The organism is Bradyrhizobium sp. F1.13.3, assembly GCF_040548265.1.
Taxonomy (GTDB): domain Bacteria; phylum Pseudomonadota; class Alphaproteobacteria; order Rhizobiales; family Xanthobacteraceae; genus Bradyrhizobium.
Window position 1 is genome coordinate 248504 of record NZ_JBEPRI010000013.1, and the last position, 17968, is coordinate 266471.

Below are 17968 nucleotides of genomic sequence, written 5' to 3' on the forward strand. Positions count from 1 at the left end.
GAGCAATTATCAGGCCACCCGCTTGATGGCGTCGCCGAGGATCGACACGATATCATCGATGTGGCTCTTCTCGACGATGAGCGGAGGCGACAGCGCAAAGCTATCGCCGCTCATGCGGAAGTACAGCCCGCGATTGAAGCAGTCGACCATGACGTCGTAGCCACGCACGCCGACCGTACCGTCACGCGGCGACAGCTCGACCGCGCCCATCAGGCCGCAATTGCGGATGTCGACGACGTTGGGCAGGCCCTTCAGCGAATGCAGCGCATCGCGCCAGTATTCGGAGATCGACGCACCGCGCGTCAGCAGACCTTCGTCCTTGTAGATGTCGAGCGTGGCGATGCCCGCGGCGCAGGCGACCGGATGCGCCGAATAAGTGTAGCCGTGGAACAGCTCCATCGCGTTCTCCGGGCCGACCATCAGGCCGTCATGCACCTTGCGGCTCGCAAACACGGCGCCGCAGGGAACGGTGCCGTTGGTGATGCCCTTGGCCGTCGTCATCATATCAGGCGTGACGCCGAAGAAGTTGGCGGCGAACGGCGTGCCGAGGCGACCGAAGCCGGTGATGACCTCGTCGAAGATCAGGAGAATGCCGTGCTTGTCGCAGATCTCGCGCAGGCGCTGGAGATAGCCCTTCGGCGGCGGCAACACAGCGGTCGAGCCCGGCACCGGCTCGACGATGACGGCCGCGATGGTCTCGGCGCCGTGCAGGGCCACCAGCCGCTCGAGATCATCGGCAAGCTCGGCGCCATGCTCGGGCTGATCCTTGGCGAAGGCGTTGCGGGTGAGATCATGGGTGTGGCGGATGTGGTCGACGCCCGGCAGCAGGGTGGCGAAGGCGCGGCGGTTGGCGACCATGCCGCCGACCGAGGTGCCGCCGAAGCCGACGCCGTGGTAGCCGCGCTCGCGGCCGATCAGGCGGGTGCGGCTCGCCTGGCCGTTGGCGCGGTGATAGGCGAGCGCGATCTTCAGTGCGGTGTCGACCGACTCGGAGCCGGAATTGGTGAAGAAGATCCGATCGAGGCCCTTCGGTGCGATCTCGGCCAGACGCTCGGCGAAGTCGAATGCCAGCGGATGGCCCATCTGGAACGACGGTGCGAAGTCCAGCGTCATCAGCTGGCGCTCGACGGCGGCGGCGATCTGCTTGCGGCCGTGGCCGGCATTGACGCACCAGAGGCCGGCGGAGGCGTCGATCACCTTGCGGCCGTCGACGGTGGTGTAATGCATGCCCTCGGCCGAGGAGAACAGGCGCGGCGCCTTCTTGAACTGCCGGTTGGCCGTGAACGGCATCCAGAACGAGTCGGTCTTGATGGTGTTCGGAATCTGATGAAGGGTCACGGGCCACGCTCCTTTGCTGACCTGCTACCAGAGGCACGGCTTGAAAAGCGCAACAAGTCCTTTTCTGATGAGCTGCAAGCCATTGATTTGACTGGGGCTGCCGGTCCATATTTGCGAGATCCGCAACACCTGCAACACGGGACAGGGACATGAGCGTCGATATCGGTGGACGGCTGCGATTCATCCGGGCGCGCCAGAAGCTGTCGCAGCGCGAACTCGCCAAGCGCGCCGGCGTCACCAATTCGACGATTTCGCTGATCGAATCCAACCAGATGAACCCGTCCGTGGGAGCGCTCAAGCGCATTCTCGACGGCATCCCGATGGGGCTCGCCGAGTTCTTCGCGCTGGAGCCGGAGAGCCGGCGCAAGATATTCTACCGCGGTGAAGAGCTGACCGAGGTCGGCAAGAAGCCGATCTCGTATCGGCAAGTAGGCGACAATCTGTTCGGTCGCAGCCTGCAGATCCTGAAGGAGCGCTACGAGCCTGGCAGCGACACCGGACGCGTTCACCTCGTCCATGACGGCGAGGAAGGCGGCATCGTGATCTCGGGAAAGCTCGAAGTCACCGTCGAGGACGAGCGCCGCATTCTCAATCCGGGCGATGCCTACTATTTCGAGAGCCGTCGCCCGCATCGCTTCCGCTGCGTCGGCGGCAAGCCGTGCGAGGTGATCTCGGCCTGCACGCCTCCAACGTTTTGAAGTTGTCCGCAATCCTACGGAGCCACCGGTATCTTACGGAGCTTGAGCCATCTCAATTTCCGCGGCCTGATCCTCTATATGTTTCGAGCCATAGCCAAGCAGCCTCCGCTTTCCGGAGCCGCTTCGTAACAGGGCTCGCTATGAAGATCACGCTCGCAAATGCAGAGGTTGCACTCGATGAAGTGCAGCGCGACAGCGACAAGCTCCATTCGGAGGAGCTGCGCAAGGCCATCGCGAACTACATCGAGTCGCAGCGAGAAGCGCTCAAGGCTCTTCGCAAGAAGCTGCACTAGCACGCGGGGGCGAGAAGGCCTCGCCCGCCGCGGCCTCAAAGCTACTTCAGCAACTCCTCGATCCGGATCGGGAAACGGCGCACACGCACACCGGTCGCATGCCACACCGCGTTGGCGACTGCCCCTGCACTGCCGGTGATGCCGATCTCGCCGACACCCTTGATGCCGAGCGCGTTCACATGCGGATCGTGCTCCTCGACCGTGATCACGTCGAGCGGCGGCACGTCGGCATTCACCGGGATATGGTACTCGCCGAGATTGGCGTTCATGATCCTTCCGGTGCGGCGGTCGGTGATGGCTTCCTCGTGCAAGGCGAAGGACAGGCCCCAGATCATCCCACCGAACAGCTGGCTCTGCACCATGCGCGGGTTGACGATGCGTCCCGCGGCGAAGGCGCCGACCATGCGGGTGACGCGGATCTGGCCGAGCTCGGGATCGACCTTCACCTCAGCGAATACCGCGCCATGGGCGTGCATCGCATACTCCTCCATCGCCGCCGGATTCGGCGCGCCGGTGCCGCGCGCCTCGACCTCGGCGACGCCGGCGCGCGCGAGAATCTCGGAATAGCTTTCGCCGCGGCTCTCGTCGTCGCGCCGGATCAACCGGCCATCGCGCGCGATCACGCCGGCATTGCCCGCACCGAACAGCGGCGAGCGCTCGTCACCGGTGGCGAGATCGGCGAGTTTTGCAATCACGGCCGCGCCTGCGCTGTGGATCGCAGCACCCGCGGTTGCCGTGTGTGCTGAGCCGCCGGCAATGCCGGCATCGGGCAGGTCGGATGAACCCGCCTTGAACTCGACGCGGTCGATCTCGAGCCCGAGTTCGTCGGCCGCGATCTGGGCCAGCGCCGTCCAGGCGCCCTGCCCCATGTCATGCGCGCCGATCTCCATGGCACCGGAGCCGTCGCGGCGAAGCACGGCACGCGCTTCGGCCTGGAACATCAATGCCGGGAACGTCGCAGTGCCCATGCCCCAGCCGACCAGAAGGCCGGCATCGTCGCGCATCTGCCGCGGCTGGAGCGGTCGCTTCGCCCAGCCGAAGCGCGCCGCGCCCTGCTCGTAGCAGGCACGCAATGCCTTGGACGAGAACGGCTTGCCGGTGATCGGCTCGACCTCGGCATAGTTCTTCAGACGAAAGGCGAGCGGATCGATGCCGCAGGCCCAGGCCATCTCGTCGATCGCGCTCTCCAGCGCGATCGAGCCGGTCGCCTCGCCGGGCGCGCGCATGAACAACGGCGTGCCGGTGTTGACGCGCACGGCATCGTGCGAGGTGCGGATCGCAGGCGCCGCATAGAGCGTGTGCGAGGCATCGGCTGCGGGTTCGTAGAAATCATCGAACGTGCTCGACACGGTCCTCGCATGGTGATCGAGCGCGGTCAGGCGCCCCTCGCTGTCGGTGCCGATGCGCAGCCGCTGCCGCGTCGGCGCGCGATGGCCGACCGGGCCATACATCTGCTCGCGACGCAGCACCAGCTTGACCGGCTTGCCGACGAGCTTTGCCGCCATGATGCCGAGAACCGGAGGACCGGCCATGAGCCCCTTCGAGCCGAAGCCGCCGCCGAGGAACGGGCTGCGGATGTGGATCTTGTCGTGCGCGATGCCGAACAATTCGGCAACGCGCGCGAGCGACAGCATGAGGCCCTGGGTCGGCATGTCGATCTGCAGACTATCGCCGTCCCAGGCCGCCACGATCGCATGCGGCTCCATTGCGTTGTGATATTGGGGCGGCGTTTCGTAAACCGCGTCGATCCGCTTGTCGGCAGACGCAAGTCCCGCCTCGACATCGCCGCGGTGATTTTCCGTCGGGTTGCCGACCCCGACGACCGGCGGCACGAAGCTTTCACCCGCATCGAGGCCGATGAGCGCGGGCAGCGTCTCGTAGCGCGGCGCCAGCAGTGCCGCGCCTTCCGTCGCCGCCTCCAGCGTCTCGGCGATCACGACGGCGATGGGCTGGTTGGCGTAGCGGACCTCATTGCTCTGCAACACTTCCATCCGGAATACGAATGGATTGGTCTTGATCTCGGGGTCGATCGCGAGTTCAGGCTTGTGGTCTGACGTCATGACATCGACGACGCCAGGATGGCGCTTGGCAGCCGCGACATCGAGCGAGGTCACGCGGCCGCGCGAAATGCTGGCGACGGCCATCACCGCAAACAGCATGCCGGGCGGATGATTGTCAGCGGCGTAGGTCGCCTGGCCCTTGACCTTGAGGACCCCGTCGCGGCGGGTCAGCGGCTGGCCGATGTTCGAGCCGTGGCGCAGATGAGCGGGCGCGCTGGTGAGATTAAGCTCGGGCATGAATGGCTCCGGACGTCGGGGCAAAGGGAGAGGCCGGCAGCGCGGGGATGCGCGCGAGCGTACCGGCGGCGGCGAGGCTCAGCGCGCGCACGACGATGCGGCGCGCGAGCTCGATCTTGAAGGCGTTGTCGCCGGACGGTTTTGCGTCGGCAAGCGCGCGCGAGGCGGCTTCCCGGAAAGCGTCCACCGTGGGCGCCACGTTCCTGAGCACGTCCTCCGCAGCGCGGGCGCGCCAGGGTTTTGCGGCGACACCGCCGAGCGCAAGCCGCGCCTCCACGATCTTGCCATTCTCGATCCGCAGCGCAGCGGCAGCCGAGACGACGGCAAACGCGTAGGACGTTCTATCGCGGACCTTGAGATAGCGCGCATGCGCGGCAAAGCCGCGCGCAGCGGGCGGCAGACGCACCGCGACGATGAGATCACCCGGCTCGAGCGCCGATTCACGCTCGGGCGCATCGCCGGGCAGGCGATGCAGTTCGTCGAGCGCGATCTCGCGCCGCCCGTTCCTGCCCTCGATCTCGACGATGGCGTCAAGCGCGACCAGGGGCACGCAGAAGTCGGACGGATGCGTGGCGATGCAGTTTTCGCTCCAGCCGAGCACGGCGTGGGTGCGGTTTTCGCCGTCGCGCGCGTCGCAGCCGCTGCCGGCCTCGCGCTTGTTGCAGCGGCTGGCGGTGTCGTAGAAATACGCACAGCGCGTCCTTTGCAGCAGGTTGCCGCCGACGGTCGCGGCATTGCGCAGTTGCGCCGATGCGCCGGAGAGCAGCGCTTCGGCGACGGCCGGATAGGACTTTGCAAAGTCGGCGTCATGCGCAAGATCGGCGTTGCTCACCAGCGCGCCGATGCGGATGCCACCGTCGGCAAGGCGCTCGATTAGATCGAGCCCGTCGAGATGGGTGACGTCGACCAGACGATCCGGACGGCTGACGCCGCCCTTCATCAGATCGAGCAGGTTGGTGCCGGCGGCGAGATAGACCGCGCCCGGCTGGGCCGCGGCAGCGACGGCCTCGGCGACCGTGGCGGGCCTGACATAATCGAACTGCTTCATGCGGAGCGCCTCTGATTGGATTCGTCCATGCCGGCCTGCGCGTCGAGCACGGCATCGACGATGCCGGCATAGGCGCCGCAGCGGCACAGATTGCCGCTCATGCATTCGCGAATGCGCTCGGGATCGTTGCCGGCCTGCGCCTCGCTCATCATGCCGATGGCGCTCATGATCTGGCCGGGCGTGCAGAAGCCGCACTGAAATCCGTCATGGGCGATGAAGGCGGCCTGCACGGGGTGAAGCTGGTCGCCGCGCGCCACGCCCTCGATGGTAAGAATGTCGGCGCCGTCATGACTGATGGCAAGCGCGAGACAGGAGTTGATGCGCTTGCCGTCGACGAGAATGGTGCAGGCGCCGCATTGGCCGCGGTCGCATCCCTTCTTGGTTCCGGTCAGATGGAGGCGCTCACGCAAGAGATCGAGCAGCGTGACACGCGGATCGTCGAGGACGAAGTCGCGCCGCGCACCGTTCACGGTGAGGCTGATGGAGTGGTTCATACAAGGCTCCGATCAGATATGGACATGAGTCGTCGCGCAGCGCGCCACCGCCGTGGCCGCCGTCGACAAGCGCCGCCCGAACATCGTCCGAGCCAACGTCTTCAGCGAAGATACGGAGGCAGCCTCCGCTTAACAAGGGCCGGCGGGAAATATTTGGAATTCGTCAAAAGCCCGTGCGCATCAACGCGATGCAGCCCCGTAAGGGTTCAATCTAACCAATTCGTGATCTACATTGCGTGGATGGACGAGCACACCGACCAGACCCGGAAGCCCCGCGCCGATGCCGTGCGCAATCGCGAGCGCGTGCTCGAGGCGGCCAAGGCCGTGTTCAACGCGGGCGGGCCGGAGGCGAGCCTCGAGGCGGTGGCAAAACGCGCCGGCGTGGGAATCGGCACGCTCTATCGGCATTTCCCGACCCGCGAGGATCTGTTCGAGGCGGTGTACCGGCGCGAGGTCGAGCAGCTCAGCGAACTCGCCGAGCAGTTGAAGAACGCGAAGGACCCCGTCGACGCGCTCAGGCGCTGGCTGCGCTCAGGGGTCGAATTCGTTGCCACCAAGAAGGGCATGGTGGCAGCCTTGGCACTCGCGGTGCAGAGCGGGTCGGAGTTGCATGCCTTTTCCTTTGAACGCCTGACCAAGGCGATCGGCTCGCTGCTCGATCGCGCAGCCGCGGCCGGCGCCATGCGGGCAGACGTCAGCCCCGAGGACTTGCTGCGCGCGTTCTTCGGCATGTGCTACATGCACGACCAGCCCGGTTGGCAATCCTCGGTGCTGCGAATGCTCGACGTGTTCGTTGACGGGCTGCGGGTGCAGCCTGTCGTGAAAGCCAGGGTCCACGCGGCCGCCAAGCCCGCGAAGCCGGCTGCAAAGCGGAAGCGATAGCCGGCGAGATGTGCTAGGATCGGCGCGGCCGGGAATTCAACGCGGAGCCTGTCATGCGCATCGCCGCCTTGCTGGTCTTTCTCAGTGTCGTCTTCGGTCCCATCTCAGCGCGCGCCGACGATGTCGCGACGGCACGGGACATCATCCGCGCCCAGGAGCAGGCATTCGGCCGCGACGACGCGAGCGCGGCCTATTCCTACGCCGCGCCGGCGATCCGGGAGATCTTCCCCGCGCCTGACATCTTCATGTCCATGGTGCAGAACGGCTACCCGCCGGTCTATCGGCACAAGAGCTTTGAATTTGGCGACAGCAAAAGCGACGGCAGCCGGATTGCCCAGCACGTCCATATCATCGATGCCAATGGCGAAGCCTGGGAAGCGCTCTACACGCTCGAGCAGCAACCGGACGGCAGCTACAAGATCACGGGTTGTTCGCTGCTGAAGGCGGGACAGGCAGTCTAGGTCGCAAGACCCGGACCGGTCCTGACTGCATTCATCCGCGACCGGATCAGCAGCGTCAAGACGATGCCTATATTGAGCGCGTTCCACGCCACGCCGTTGGCGAACGCAGCCGCGTAGGAACCTGTCGCGTCGAAGATGACGCCCGAGACCCAGCCGCCGAAGGACATGCCGAACACGGACGCGAAGATCACGATGCCGACGCGGGTTGCGGCCTCGCTCGCCGGCATCGCCTCGCGCACGATGATGGCATAGCTCGGCACGATGCCGCCCTGGAACAGGCCGAACATCGCGGAAATCAAATAGAGCGAGGTCAGGCTGTCGAAGAACAGGTAGAATACGAGCGCAAATCCCTGGGCCACCGCACCGATCAGCAGTGTGGGGATGCCGCCGATCTTGTCGGCGAGATAGCCCGAACCGATCCGGCTGACGATGCCGCAGGCCATCATCAGCGACAACATCTCGGCGCCGCGAGCCACGCCATATCCGAGATCGCCGCAATAGGCGACGATATGCACCTGCGGCATTGCCATGGCGACACAGCAGGAGATGCTCGCGATCGAGAGCAGCACCGTCAGCGTGTTGGTCGACAGCTTGAGATCGACCCGGGGCGGCGGCGCATTGGCATGGTCGTGGACCTTGTCGTGACCGATCTGCGCGCGCAGCACCAGCACGAGGATCGTCATCAGGACGACGCAGACAAGGCCGATTCCGATATGGGTGTGGCGCCAGCCGACCTCCTGCATGCCCCAATTCACAATCGGCGGCCACATCGTGCCGGCGACATAATTGCCGCTGGCGACAATGGTCACGGCCAGGCCGCGATAGCGCTCGAACCAGTGCGAGGCCTCCGCCATCAGCGGCGCGAAGGTCGCGGAGGTGCCGAGCCCGATCAAGAAATACGCTGCCACGAACTGCCAGAGCTGGGTCGACAGACCCGCCAGGACATTGGCGACGCCGAGAAAGGCGATGCTGATTGCCATCGCCGCCACGATGCCGAACCGGTCGGTGATCCGGCCGGCGATGACGCCGCCAAGCCCGAAGCCGAACATCATGAGGGTGAAAGCCAGCGACACCGCGCCGCGCGTGGCAGAGAATTCGGCCTGCACCGCGGGAATCATGACCACGATCGCCCACATGCCGACGCCGCCGATCGAACCGATCACAAGTGCAATAACAAGGCGCATCCAGGCCTGACGCGAATCAGGGGTGAATGCTTCGGGTGTTTGTCCTGATTGATTTGGCGCGTGCACGGGCGGGACCATGGCCCGCGGATCGCCACAGGGTCAAGCATTGTGGCGCGATATTGGGCATGCACGGTGCACTGCGGTAAGAAGGAGCTTGGCGAACGCGCGTTTTGTCATTATTTTGCAAATCAGCGCGTGCTACATGGCCGCGCGAAGAGCAAGTCGGCGGAATGTTGCTGCGATTGACACGATCGATGCGGATCAGGGTGGGGCGCTTCATTGCCCTCGCCTATCTGTTCTGCGTGCTCGCGCCGGCCGCAAGCCTCGCCTGGGGTAGCGGTCCAGCACCGTGCCTCGACGACACGCTCCTCGCCGACCTCGGGCCGGTGCATCACCAGATCCACGCCGGCCACACGCATGACGGCGCCTCGCATGACCACGCAGGGGCACATGCGCATCACCAGGCCGCCGCGCAGGACGCGCCCCCCGCCCCTCATCGTCACGACGGCAAGGGTACGCCGGGACCGTGCTGCGCGATGATGTGTGTGAGCGCGCTGCCGGCCGACCTGCCCAGCGTCGCAAAGCCGCTTCAGCCGGTTTCCGCCTGCTCGCCCGAGATCGTGGCCAGCCTGCACAGCGCGGCGCCGCCCCTGCACTACCGCCCTCCCATCATCTGATCTGACGCGCGACAACGTCAGGCCGAGCGCGCATCTGCGTGCGTGAGCCTGTGGTCTCCAGACAGATCAGGGATGAGTCATGCTTACGCTTTCCGGGGCGAAGTCCGCCGCTGCATCCGCAGCGCGGGGGCGACACTTTCGATTCAATTGGCCGCTGCTGGCCGCGACCGCATTGGCGTTGTCCGGCTGCATGCCGGCAACGACACAAATCGCCGGCGCTGATCCTGCCAATCCGGCGGCCAAGGTCGCGCGCGCCGGCTATCATTCGACGATTGCGCCCTACACCAGCCTGCGGCCAGCAACCCCGGCACCATGGCGCGAGCGCAACCAGAGCGTCGCGCCGCAGCCCAAGCAAGACCGGTAGGAGCGCGCCATGACACACCGTCTCGCGCCAAGCCTGCTCGTTCTTGCCTCGCTCGGCTTGTCGGGCTGTGCCGCCTTCTCGCCCGACAGCGGCATGAATGCCGTCTCCGAGCTGACGAGCCAGACCATCAACAAGGATGTCGCTTTCGTGCGAACGGCCGAGGGAGCTGGCGCGGCCGACGCGCGCGTTCGCCAACTGCTCTCGCGAACACTCAGCGTCGAGACCGCCGTGCAGATCGCACTGCTCAACAACAAGGGGCTCCAGGCCGCCTATAACGAGCTGGCGCTGGCCGAGACCGATCTCGTCGAGCAGAGCCTGCCGCCCAATCCCGTGTTCTCGGTCTCGCGGATCTCGGGCAACGGCGCCAGCGAAATCGAGCGTCAAATTGTCGGCGACATCCTCGCGCTCGCCACACTGCCGTTCCGCTCGGAGATCGCCCGCGACCGTTTTCGCCAGGCGCAATTGCGCGCGGGTCTGGCGACGTTGCGGCTTGCCGCCGATGTCCGCCGCGCATATTGGCGCGCCGTTGGCGGCAACGAGATGGTGGCGTTGCTGACGGATGCGAAGGCGACGGCGGAATCGACTGCGCAGCTCGCGGTCAAGCTCGGCGAAACCGGCTCGATCAACAAGCTCGATCAGGCCCGTGAACAGGTGTTTTACGCCGAAACCACCGCCGACCTCGCCACCGCGCGACAGACGGCGACGAGCGGGCGCGAAAAGCTGGCGCGCCTGATGGGACTGTGGGACGGCGGCCTCGACTTCCGGCTGCCCAACCAGCTGCCGCCGCTGCCGCGCCGGCCGCAGGCTTTACCCTCGATCGAGGCCGACGCGGTCGCCCATCGCATCGACCTTCAGATCGCGCGGCTCGAGCTGACGGCGCTGGCGAAATCGCTGAACCTCACCGAGGCGACCCGCTTCGTGACCCTGCTCGATCTCGCCGGCATCTCCCGCCGCACCCGGGATCCGGAAGGCGCGCCGTTCCGCGAGCGCGGCTTCGACGTGCAGTTCCAGATCCCGATCTTCGACGGCGGCGAGGTGCGGGTGCGGCAGGCGGCGGAGACCTACAATTTCGCCTTCAATCGGCTGACCGAGCGCGCCGTCAATGTACGCTCCGAGGCGCGCGATGCTTACCGGATCTATCGCTCCGGCTACGACATCGCCAGCCACTATCAGCGCGAGATCATCCCCTTGCGAAAAATCATCACCGAGGAGATGCAGCTCCGCTTCTCCAGCATGCAGGTCGATATTTTTGCGCTGCTCACCGAGGCGCGGCAGCGGCTCGCCTCGCTGCGCGGTGCAATCGATGCCAGGCAAAGATTTTTCCTTGCCCAGTCCGACCTGCAGACCGCCATCAATGGCGGCGGCGCGCCTGCCGACGGCGACAATTCAACCACTCTCGCCGCGGCAGCGCCTGCCGATGGCCGTCACTGACATGGAGGCCAACATGTTTTCCCGCCGAGGATTTCTGGGCAGCGCCGCGCTCGCCGGCGCATCCGTCGTCAGCGGCCGCGCGCAGGCCGCCTCCATTCCGGAAGCCCCGCACATGGACAAGGTGGTGATGCAGCCGCCGCTCCACCCCATCAGTGGACCGGACTATCGCCCCGTCGTTACGCTGAACGGCTGGTCGCTGCCGTTCCGGATGAACGGCGACTGGAAGGAATTCCATCTCGTCGCCGAGCCCGTGGTGCGCGAATTCGCCGAGGGCATGAAGGTGAATCTGTGGGGCTATAACGGCCAGTCGCCGGGCCCGACGATCGAGGCCGTCGAGGGCGACAAGGTCCGCATCTTCGTCACCAACAGACTGCCCGAATACACCACCGTGCACTGGCACGGCATGATCATTCCCAGCGGCATGGACGGTGTCGGTGGACTGACGCAGCCGCACATCCAGCCGGGAAAAACCTTCGTCTACGAGTTCGAGATGAGGAAGAGCGGGACGTTCATGTACCACCCGCATTCCGATGAGATGGTGCAGATGGCAATGGGCATGATGGGAATGGTGGTCGTGCATCCGCGCGATCCGAACTTCCGTCCGGTCGACCGCGACTTCGTCTTCGTCATGAGTACCTATCGCGTCGATCCCGGCACGTACTTGCCGCAGGTCAACGAGATGACCGACTTCAACATGTGGACCTGGAATGCGCGGGTGTTTCCCGGCATCGATCCGCTGCCGGTCAGGCTCGGCGACAAGGTGCGCGTGCGCATCGGCAATCTCAGCATGACCAACCATCCGATCCATTTGCACGGCCACAGCTTTGCCGTGACCTGCACCGACGGCGGCTGGATTCCGGAGAGCGCGCAATATCCGGAGACGACGACCGACGTACCGGTCGGTGCTGTCAGGGTGTTCGACGTGCTCGCCGATAATCCCGGCGACTGGGCGTTCCACTGCCACAAGTCGCACCACACCATGAATGCGATGGGACACGACATGCGCAACATGATCGGGGTGTCGCGCAAGGATCTCGCCAAGGCCGTCGGCAAGCTCGCCCCTGACGGCATGGCGATGGGCTCGACCGGCATGGCGATGGGCAACATGGAGATGCCCGCGCCCGACAATACGCTGCCGATGATGACCGGCACCGGTCAGTTCGGCCCGATCGAGATGGGCGGCATGTTCACGGTGATGAAGATCCGCGAAGGCCTCGCGCGCGACGACTATCGCGATCCCGGCCCCTACCAATTCCCGCAAGGCACCGTCGCCTACGAGGTCACGCCGCCGGCCCCGGAGCCCGTGCGGCAACAACCGGGCGGACCGCCGATGAAGAACATGAAGATGTGAGCGTTTCGATGAACCACCACCAACTGGAGATATCAATGAAGACGACGATCAAGCTCGGTCTTGCGCTGGCCGCGCTTTCGACCGCGCCGGCCTTTGCCCACGACCAGCACGGGCACGGCACCTTTTCGGCCGGCGAGCCCGGCGATCCGAAAAAATCCGCGCGCACGATCGAGATCCTGCTGAACGAGATGGACTACACACCCGCCAGAATCGAGGTCAAACGCGGCGAGCAGATCCGCTTCGTGCTGCGCAACGTCGGCAAGGAGGACCATGAATTCCTGCTCGCCACCACAAAGGAGAATCTCGCGCATGCGGTGGAGATGAAAAAGCATCCGCACATGGAGCACGACGATCCCAACGGTGTCAGGCTCGCACCGAGCAAGACCACCGAGATCCTCTGGAAGTTCAGCAAGGCCGGCACGTTCGAATTTTCGTGCCTGATTCCCGACCACCGCGATTACGGCATGGTCGGCCACGTCACCGTAAAGTAACGCAAGGAGGCTCCCATGAACCGCATCATCCGTATCGCCGCAGCGCTGTCGCTGGCCATCGGCCTTGCCACAGGTGCCCTGGCGGCCCAAGGCGCCGCGATCAGCGGCGAGGTCAAGAAGATCGACGAGGGCGCCGGCAAGATCACCCTCAAGCACGGGCCCGCGAAGAATCTCGGCATGGATGAACCCATGACCATGGTCTACCGCGTCAAGGACCCGGCCGTGCTCAAGCAGGTGAAGGTCGGCGACAAAGTGACTTTCGAAGCCGAGGAGGCGGCCTCGGGCTATACGGTGACCCGGATGGAGAAGGCAAAGTAGGGCTACTGCCTCCGTCCGCCGAATTTCGGCGCCAGACGCTTCCACAACGTCATGGCCGGGCTCGTCCCGGCCATCCACGCCTTCGGCGCGGCATGAAGAACGTGGATGCCCGGGACAAGCCCGGGCATGACGGCTGCTTGCCCGCCAGATGGCCGAAATACCGCAGTCAGCCCCCATGCCGCACCCCTTATTAACCCTTTGCTAACCATACACCCGGCAAGAATTGCCCAGTGGAGTCGAGTGTCGTCAGCCGCGTAGAACGGGAGCTCCCGTGGACGCCAGTGCGGTGCCTCACTTTCGAAACGGCGGCCCTTCGGCCGCCGCGCAGACGTTTGGGGCGCGCGGACGGCAGTCGCGCGGAGGGGCAGCTACCATGGTCGACGTCACCGCGGGACAGGGCGTAGGCGGCACAAACGCCGGTTTCCCCACCCTTGCCGAGATCGGCAATATCCTCAAACGCGGCGATATCGCGCTGGCTCTCGGCGTGCTCACCATCCTGGTGGTGCTGATCCTTCCGCTGCCCGCGATCGTGCTGGACCTGTTTCTGGCGATTTCGATCACGCTCTCGATCCTGATCCTGATGACGTCGCTGTTCATCCAGGCGCCGCTGGAATTCTCCGCTTTCCCGACCGTCCTGCTGATTTCGACCATGCTGCGGCTGTCGCTCAACATGGCCTCGACCCGCCTGATCCTGTCGCACGGGCACGAGGGCACGGACGCCGCCGGTCACGTCATCGAAGCCTTCGGCAGCTTCGTGATGGGCGGCAATTTCGTCATCGGCATCATCGTCTTCGCCATCCTGATCATCGTCAACTTCGTCGTCATCACCAAGGGTTCGGGCCGTATCGCCGAAGTCGCGGCGCGCTTCCACCTCGACGCCATGCCCGGCAAGCAGATGGCGATCGACGCCGATCTCTCCGCCGGACTGATCGACGAGGCGGTCGCCAAGCAGCGGCGCAAGGATCTGGAGGACGAGAGCGGCTTCTTCGGCGCCATGGACGGTGCCTCCAAATTCGTCCGCGGCGACGCCATCGCCGGCCTCCTGATCGTCTTCATCAATGTCGTCGGCGGCATGATCATCGGCGTGGCGCAGCAGGGCATGTCCTTTGCCGATGCCGGCCGCAGCTACACGCTGCTGACCGTCGGTGACGGCCTCGTCACCCAGGTGCCGGCGCTGATCGTTTCGACCGCCGCCGGCCTGCTCGTTTCCAAGGCCGGCGTTTCCGGCGCCGCCGACAAGGCGCTGATGAAGCAGTTCTCCGGATATCCGCAGGCGCTCGCGATGTCCGCGGCGGTCATGCTGGTGCTGGCGGCCCTGCCGGGCATCCCGACCCTTCCCTTCCTGGCGCTCGGCTCCGGCGCCGGCGCGCTCGCCTGGAACGCCCGCAACCGCAACCGGGCGACTGCCAGGGCTGAGGAAGTTGCGAAGACCGCACCTGCGCCGGGAATGCCGGGCGCACCGGGCTCCGCTGCGGCGGAGGAGCCGATCTCCGCGGCGTTGAAGATCGACGACCTCAAGATCGAGCTCGGCTATGCCTTGCTGCCGCTGGTCAACGGCCCCGACGGCACCGACCGCCTCACCGAGCAGATCAAGGCGCTGCGCCGCTCGCTCGCGATCGAGATGGGTTTTGTGATGCCCGCCGTGCGGATCCTCGACAACGTCCAGCTCGAGGCCAACACCTACATCATCAAGATGAAGGAGGTCGACGCCGGCACCGGCAAGATCTGGCCGAACCAGTTCATGGTCATGGACCCCGGCGGCAGCCAGGTTCAGGTGCCCGGCATCCACACCACCGAGCCGACCTTCGGTCTGCCCGCGACCTGGGTCGACGCCAGCCTCAAGGAGGAGGCCTCGCTCAAGGGCTATACCGTCGTCGACGCCGCGACCGTGCTCTCGACCCACCTCACCGAGCTGCTCAAGGCCAACATGTCGGACCTGCTCTCCTATGGCGAGGTGCAGAAGCTACTCAAGGAGCTGCCGAAGGAGCAGGGCGAGCTGGTCAAGGACATCGTGCCCGGACAGGTCACGGTCTCCGGCATTCAGCGCGTGCTGCAGCTGCTGCTTGCCGAGCGCATCTCGATCCGCGACCTCTCGACCATCCTCGAAGGCATCGCGGACTCGCTCGCCTTCTCGCGAAATCCCGCAACCATGGTCGAGCACGTCCGCGCCCGCCTGGCGCGGCAAATCTGTGCGCAGAACACCTCCTACAGCGGTTATCTGCCGCTGATCGCGCTGTCGGCGCGGTGGGAACAAGCCTTCGCCGAATCCATTATCGGCCAGGGCGAGGAGCGCAGCCTCGCGATGCAGCCTTCGAAACTGTCGGAGTTCATGACCGGCGTGCGCGAAGCTTTCGAGCGCGCCGCGCGCGAGGGCGAGGCCCCGGTGCTGGTCACCTCTGCGGCAATTCGTCCCTTCGTGCGTTCCCTGGTCGAGCGGTTCCGGGCCCAGACGACCGTGCTGTCGCAGGCTGAAATCCACCCCAGGGCGAGACTGAAAACGGTCGGAAGCATCTGATTTGCCTTAAGAAGCCGTGTGTTTTTTGGCCACAGGCAAATGGTTTTTAAGCTTTTGGCGCCTTGCCGATCGACGGCCGGCAAGGCGCCTGGCAGACACATTACAGCTTTGAAATAATTGCGAAATTGCACGATCAAGGGCCGTTTTTGATCGCGGCTTCTCACGTCCTGTCACGCTCTTGTGATCGCCCCTTGGGAACGAATCCCCCCAATACTAGGTTGTTGGGCACCGGAAGCATGAACCTGCCCAAACACGCAGGCGACTACTTCGGGTAGGTGGCGGCAGGAGCCTTCCATGAACCACTCGATTTACAGCGCAGATCGCTCGACCCACCTCAAGATCGTGGTTGTCGCGCTCGTTGCCGGCATCGCGGTGGCGGGTCTCGGGATCACCGCGCGAACGAGTTCAGATGAAGGCCTGACCCAGACCGCTCGCGTCATGAAGGCCGGCAAGCCGATCGCCATCACCAGCTCGAACGTTTCGCTCGTTCGCTAAGGAGATTTGAGTTTCAGGAATTCACGCGGCTCTTTATCAGCCCCCCAAAGTCGCCACGTGGATATGTAGACGACCCCAACCCCAAGTCGACTACAGAAAGCGCCCGCCCCCCACGGGCGCTTTCTCATGTCTGGGGTATTGTTTGCTGGCGTATGTAGCACGGGCAACTGTGTGCTACTGGCGCTGTCATTCCCCGCGTAGGCGGGGAATCCAGTACGCCGCAGCCTCTCCGTATTCCCGCGCTGTCTCTGGAATACTGGATCGTCCGCCTTCGCGGACGATGACACCGAATTGGGACTACCGCGCCCCATACGTCGGCGGCGGCGCCTGCACGGTCGGCGCGGCTGCGGCGAACAGTTCATCCTTGCGCCCCGAGAGCGGCGGATAGATGCGCTTGCGGTTGATGGTCTGCTTGGTTGCCTTCGCGGCCGCGCCGGTGGCGCGGACTTCGCGGTCCCATCCTTCCGTGTAGAGCGCGCCCCAGCCGCCGAGATCGAGCACGGTCACATACCAGTCGATCCGGAGCGGCAGCATCGGCAGGCCCGCGAGATCGGCGACCACGTTGTGGCCGGCGAAGCGGCCCATGGGACGCGCGAACTGGCAGGACATCACGGTCGGATGCAAGCCGTCGACCACGCTCGAGGCGACATCCCCGGCCGCGAACACGCCGCCGACATCCGCAACCCGCATCATGGGATCGACGAGAAGGCGCCCAAGGCGATCGCGTGCGTCCGGGAAGCTCGCGGCCAAGGGGCTCGCGCGCATCCCGGCACACCAGATCACTGTCCGCGTCGGAATGACCTCGCCCGAGCTCAGGCGCAGGCCGGCGGCCTCGACGGAGACGACACGGACGCCAAGCCGTGTCTCGACGCCGAGCGAGGCTAACGCCGCATCGATGACGGGACGCGCATGCGCGCCGATCGTTGCGCCCACGGCAGGATTGGGATCGACCAGGATGATACGGTGGCTGCCGGTGATGCCGGCACGCGCCAGCCTGTCGGGCATCTCGGCCGCGACCTCGATGCCGGTGAAGCCCGCGCCGACCACGACGATCGTCGAGCGCCCCGGCGCGGGCACGCTGCGTCCGAGCGAAGTGAGATGGCCCTCGAGGTGGAGCGCCGCTGCATAAGTGTCGACATCGAAAGCATGCTCGGCAAGGCCGGGAATGTCGGGACGCATCACTTCGCTGCCGAGCGCCAGCACCAGCCGGTCATAAGCCAGCGTCTCGTCGCCACCACCCGTGACCAGCGAAATCTCGCGCCGTTCCGGATCGATGGCTTCGACGGCGCCGATGCCGTGACTCACGCCGATCGGATCGAGCAGTTGCGGCAGCGGCAGCGCGACCTCGCTGAGATCGGCCTCGTAATTGCGGACGCGGATGTTGTGATAGGGATTGCGATCGACGACACGGATCTCGATGTCACGGCCGGCCGCGCCGATCTCCTCGCGCTTGCGTGCGGCACCGATGGCCGCCCACAGACCTGCAAACCCGGCGCCGAGCACGACGATACGCGCCATGTCCGTTGACTGCATTTCCCAAGAGAGCGACGAGGAAGCGACGAACGATCAAGCCGTCTGACCGCGCAGACAGATATAGCTCATCCGGCCGGGCGCACCAACGGCGGCGGCAC

General features: G+C 65.3%; 18 protein-coding genes. 12 read left to right on the forward strand and 6 right to left on the reverse strand.

Translation table 11 applies throughout. The features are described from left to right. Positions 1–9: 9 nt before the first annotated feature. Positions 10–1338, reverse strand: a complete 1329-nt coding sequence (gene aptA / locus ABIB66_RS30505) for an omega-aminotransferase AptA (RefSeq protein ID WP_018455698.1) — start codon at positions 1336–1338, stop codon at positions 10–12. A gap of 149 nt (positions 1339–1487) precedes the next feature. Here aptA and ABIB66_RS30510 point away from each other — a divergent pair, with 149 nt between their 5' ends. Continuing rightward, positions 1488–2036, forward strand: a complete 549-nt coding sequence (locus tag ABIB66_RS30510; RefSeq protein WP_007606338.1) for a cupin domain-containing protein — start codon at positions 1488–1490, stop codon at positions 2034–2036. 140 nt (positions 2037–2176) lie between these two features. After that, positions 2177–2329: a hypothetical protein gene (locus ABIB66_RS30515; RefSeq protein ID WP_354210449.1), complete on the forward strand. Its 153-nt coding sequence runs from the start codon at positions 2177–2179 to the stop codon at positions 2327–2329. Positions 2330–2370: 41 nt separating this feature from the next. Here the strand turns inward: ABIB66_RS30515 and ABIB66_RS30520 are convergent, their stop codons facing one another. Genes ABIB66_RS30520 through ABIB66_RS30530 form a run of 3 tightly spaced genes read right to left on the reverse strand, consistent with a single transcriptional unit; the run spans position 2371 to position 6168 of the window. Further along, positions 2371–4626: a xanthine dehydrogenase family protein molybdopterin-binding subunit gene (locus ABIB66_RS30520; protein ID WP_354210450.1), complete on the reverse strand. Its 2256-nt coding sequence runs from the start codon at positions 4624–4626 to the stop codon at positions 2371–2373. Beyond that, positions 4613–5674: an FAD binding domain-containing protein gene (locus tag ABIB66_RS30525; RefSeq protein WP_354210451.1), complete on the reverse strand. Its 1062-nt coding sequence runs from the start codon at positions 5672–5674 to the stop codon at positions 4613–4615. Before ABIB66_RS30525 ends, ABIB66_RS30520 begins: the two co-directional genes overlap by 14 nt. Continuing rightward, on the reverse strand, positions 5671–6168 hold the full coding sequence (locus tag ABIB66_RS30530; RefSeq protein WP_027568188.1) for a (2Fe-2S)-binding protein: 498 nt from the start codon (positions 6166–6168) through the stop codon (positions 5671–5673). The genes ABIB66_RS30525 and ABIB66_RS30530 overlap by 4 nt, the downstream gene beginning before the upstream one ends. Before the next feature lie 240 nt (positions 6169–6408). On the opposite strand from ABIB66_RS30530, the gene ABIB66_RS30535 reads away from it, so the two are divergent. Beyond that, the gene (locus tag ABIB66_RS30535; RefSeq protein WP_354210461.1) at positions 6409–7050 is read left to right on the forward strand and encodes a TetR/AcrR family transcriptional regulator; all 642 of its coding nucleotides are present in this window, start codon (positions 6409–6411) and stop codon (positions 7048–7050) included. 53 nt (positions 7051–7103) lie between these two features. Further along, positions 7104–7511, forward strand: a complete 408-nt coding sequence (locus ABIB66_RS30540; protein WP_354210452.1) for a DUF4864 domain-containing protein — start codon at positions 7104–7106, stop codon at positions 7509–7511. On the opposite strand, the gene ABIB66_RS30545 is transcribed toward ABIB66_RS30540, so the two are convergent. After that, positions 7508–8773, reverse strand: a complete 1266-nt coding sequence (locus ABIB66_RS30545; RefSeq protein WP_354210453.1) for an MFS transporter — start codon at positions 8771–8773, stop codon at positions 7508–7510. The two genes, ABIB66_RS30540 and ABIB66_RS30545, sit on opposite strands and share 4 nt — an antisense overlap. Before the next feature lie 152 nt (positions 8774–8925). Here ABIB66_RS30545 and ABIB66_RS30550 point away from each other — a divergent pair, with 152 nt between their 5' ends. The 8 genes from ABIB66_RS30550 to ABIB66_RS30585 all read left to right on the forward strand — a co-directional run bounded on the left by ABIB66_RS30550 (position 8926) and on the right by ABIB66_RS30585 (position 16337). Next, a complete protein-coding gene (locus ABIB66_RS30550; protein ID WP_354210454.1) occupies positions 8926–9372 on the forward strand; it encodes a hypothetical protein in 447 nt (148 codons plus the stop codon). Positions 9373–9451: 79 nt separating this feature from the next. Then, complete coding sequence (locus tag ABIB66_RS30555) at positions 9452–9736, forward strand: hypothetical protein (protein ID WP_354210455.1); 285 nt, start codon at positions 9452–9454, stop codon at positions 9734–9736. A gap of 9 nt (positions 9737–9745) precedes the next feature. Further along, positions 9746–11167, forward strand: a complete 1422-nt coding sequence (locus ABIB66_RS30560; protein WP_354210456.1) for a TolC family protein — start codon at positions 9746–9748, stop codon at positions 11165–11167. A 13-nt stretch (positions 11168–11180) separates the two neighbouring features. Beyond that, entirely contained in the window at positions 11181–12518 is a 1338-nt protein-coding gene (locus tag ABIB66_RS30565) for a copper oxidase (protein ID WP_354256815.1), read from the forward strand. Positions 12519–12553: 35 nt separating this feature from the next. Beyond that, positions 12554–13009, forward strand: a complete 456-nt coding sequence (locus ABIB66_RS30570) for a cupredoxin domain-containing protein (RefSeq protein ID WP_354065328.1) — start codon at positions 12554–12556, stop codon at positions 13007–13009. 15 nt (positions 13010–13024) lie between these two features. Beyond that, a complete protein-coding gene (locus ABIB66_RS30575) occupies positions 13025–13327 on the forward strand; it encodes a copper-binding protein (RefSeq protein WP_275172204.1) in 303 nt (100 codons plus the stop codon). A gap of 373 nt (positions 13328–13700) precedes the next feature. Beyond that, positions 13701–15842: a flagellar biosynthesis protein FlhA gene (gene flhA, locus ABIB66_RS30580; protein WP_354256818.1), complete on the forward strand. Its 2142-nt coding sequence runs from the start codon at positions 13701–13703 to the stop codon at positions 15840–15842. A 294-nt stretch (positions 15843–16136) separates the two neighbouring features. Beyond that, complete coding sequence (locus ABIB66_RS30585; RefSeq protein WP_007600553.1) at positions 16137–16337, forward strand: hypothetical protein; 201 nt, start codon at positions 16137–16139, stop codon at positions 16335–16337. A 297-nt stretch (positions 16338–16634) separates the two neighbouring features. Here ABIB66_RS30585 and ABIB66_RS30590 read toward each other — a convergent pair whose 3' ends face one another. Further along, positions 16635–17855, reverse strand: a complete 1221-nt coding sequence (locus ABIB66_RS30590) for an NAD(P)/FAD-dependent oxidoreductase (RefSeq protein WP_354212056.1) — start codon at positions 17853–17855, stop codon at positions 16635–16637. Positions 17856–17968 lie beyond the last annotated feature (113 nt).

Coding starts and splice junctions, on each gene's coding strand:
- ABIB66_RS30530 (WP_027568188.1), bottom strand. CDS start 6,168: ATGAACCACTCCATCAGCCTCACCGTGAACGGTGCGCGGCGCGACTTC.
- ABIB66_RS30535 (WP_354210461.1), top strand. CDS start 6,409: ATGGACGAGCACACCGACCAGACCCGGAAGCCCCGCGCCGATGCCGTG.
- flhA (WP_354256818.1), top strand. CDS start 13,701: ATGGTCGACGTCACCGCGGGACAGGGCGTAGGCGGCACAAACGCCGGT.
- ABIB66_RS30585 (WP_007600553.1), top strand. CDS start 16,137: ATGAACCACTCGATTTACAGCGCAGATCGCTCGACCCACCTCAAGATC.
- ABIB66_RS30575 (WP_275172204.1), top strand. CDS start 13,025: ATGAACCGCATCATCCGTATCGCCGCAGCGCTGTCGCTGGCCATCGGC.
- ABIB66_RS30550 (WP_354210454.1), top strand. CDS start 8,926: ATGTTGCTGCGATTGACACGATCGATGCGGATCAGGGTGGGGCGCTTC.
- ABIB66_RS30570 (WP_354065328.1), top strand. CDS start 12,554: ATGAAGACGACGATCAAGCTCGGTCTTGCGCTGGCCGCGCTTTCGACC.
- ABIB66_RS30520 (WP_354210450.1), bottom strand. CDS start 4,626: ATGCCCGAGCTTAATCTCACCAGCGCGCCCGCTCATCTGCGCCACGGC.
- ABIB66_RS30510 (WP_007606338.1), top strand. CDS start 1,488: ATGAGCGTCGATATCGGTGGACGGCTGCGATTCATCCGGGCGCGCCAG.
- ABIB66_RS30555 (WP_354210455.1), top strand. CDS start 9,452: ATGCTTACGCTTTCCGGGGCGAAGTCCGCCGCTGCATCCGCAGCGCGG.
- ABIB66_RS30545 (WP_354210453.1), bottom strand. CDS start 8,773: ATGGTCCCGCCCGTGCACGCGCCAAATCAATCAGGACAAACACCCGAA.
- ABIB66_RS30560 (WP_354210456.1), top strand. CDS start 9,746: ATGACACACCGTCTCGCGCCAAGCCTGCTCGTTCTTGCCTCGCTCGGC.
- ABIB66_RS30590 (WP_354212056.1), bottom strand. CDS start 17,855: ATGGCGCGTATCGTCGTGCTCGGCGCCGGGTTTGCAGGTCTGTGGGCG.
- ABIB66_RS30565 (WP_354256815.1), top strand. CDS start 11,181: ATGTTTTCCCGCCGAGGATTTCTGGGCAGCGCCGCGCTCGCCGGCGCA.
- ABIB66_RS30525 (WP_354210451.1), bottom strand. CDS start 5,674: ATGAAGCAGTTCGATTATGTCAGGCCCGCCACGGTCGCCGAGGCCGTC.
- ABIB66_RS30515 (WP_354210449.1), top strand. CDS start 2,177: ATGAAGATCACGCTCGCAAATGCAGAGGTTGCACTCGATGAAGTGCAG.
- ABIB66_RS30540 (WP_354210452.1), top strand. CDS start 7,104: ATGCGCATCGCCGCCTTGCTGGTCTTTCTCAGTGTCGTCTTCGGTCCC.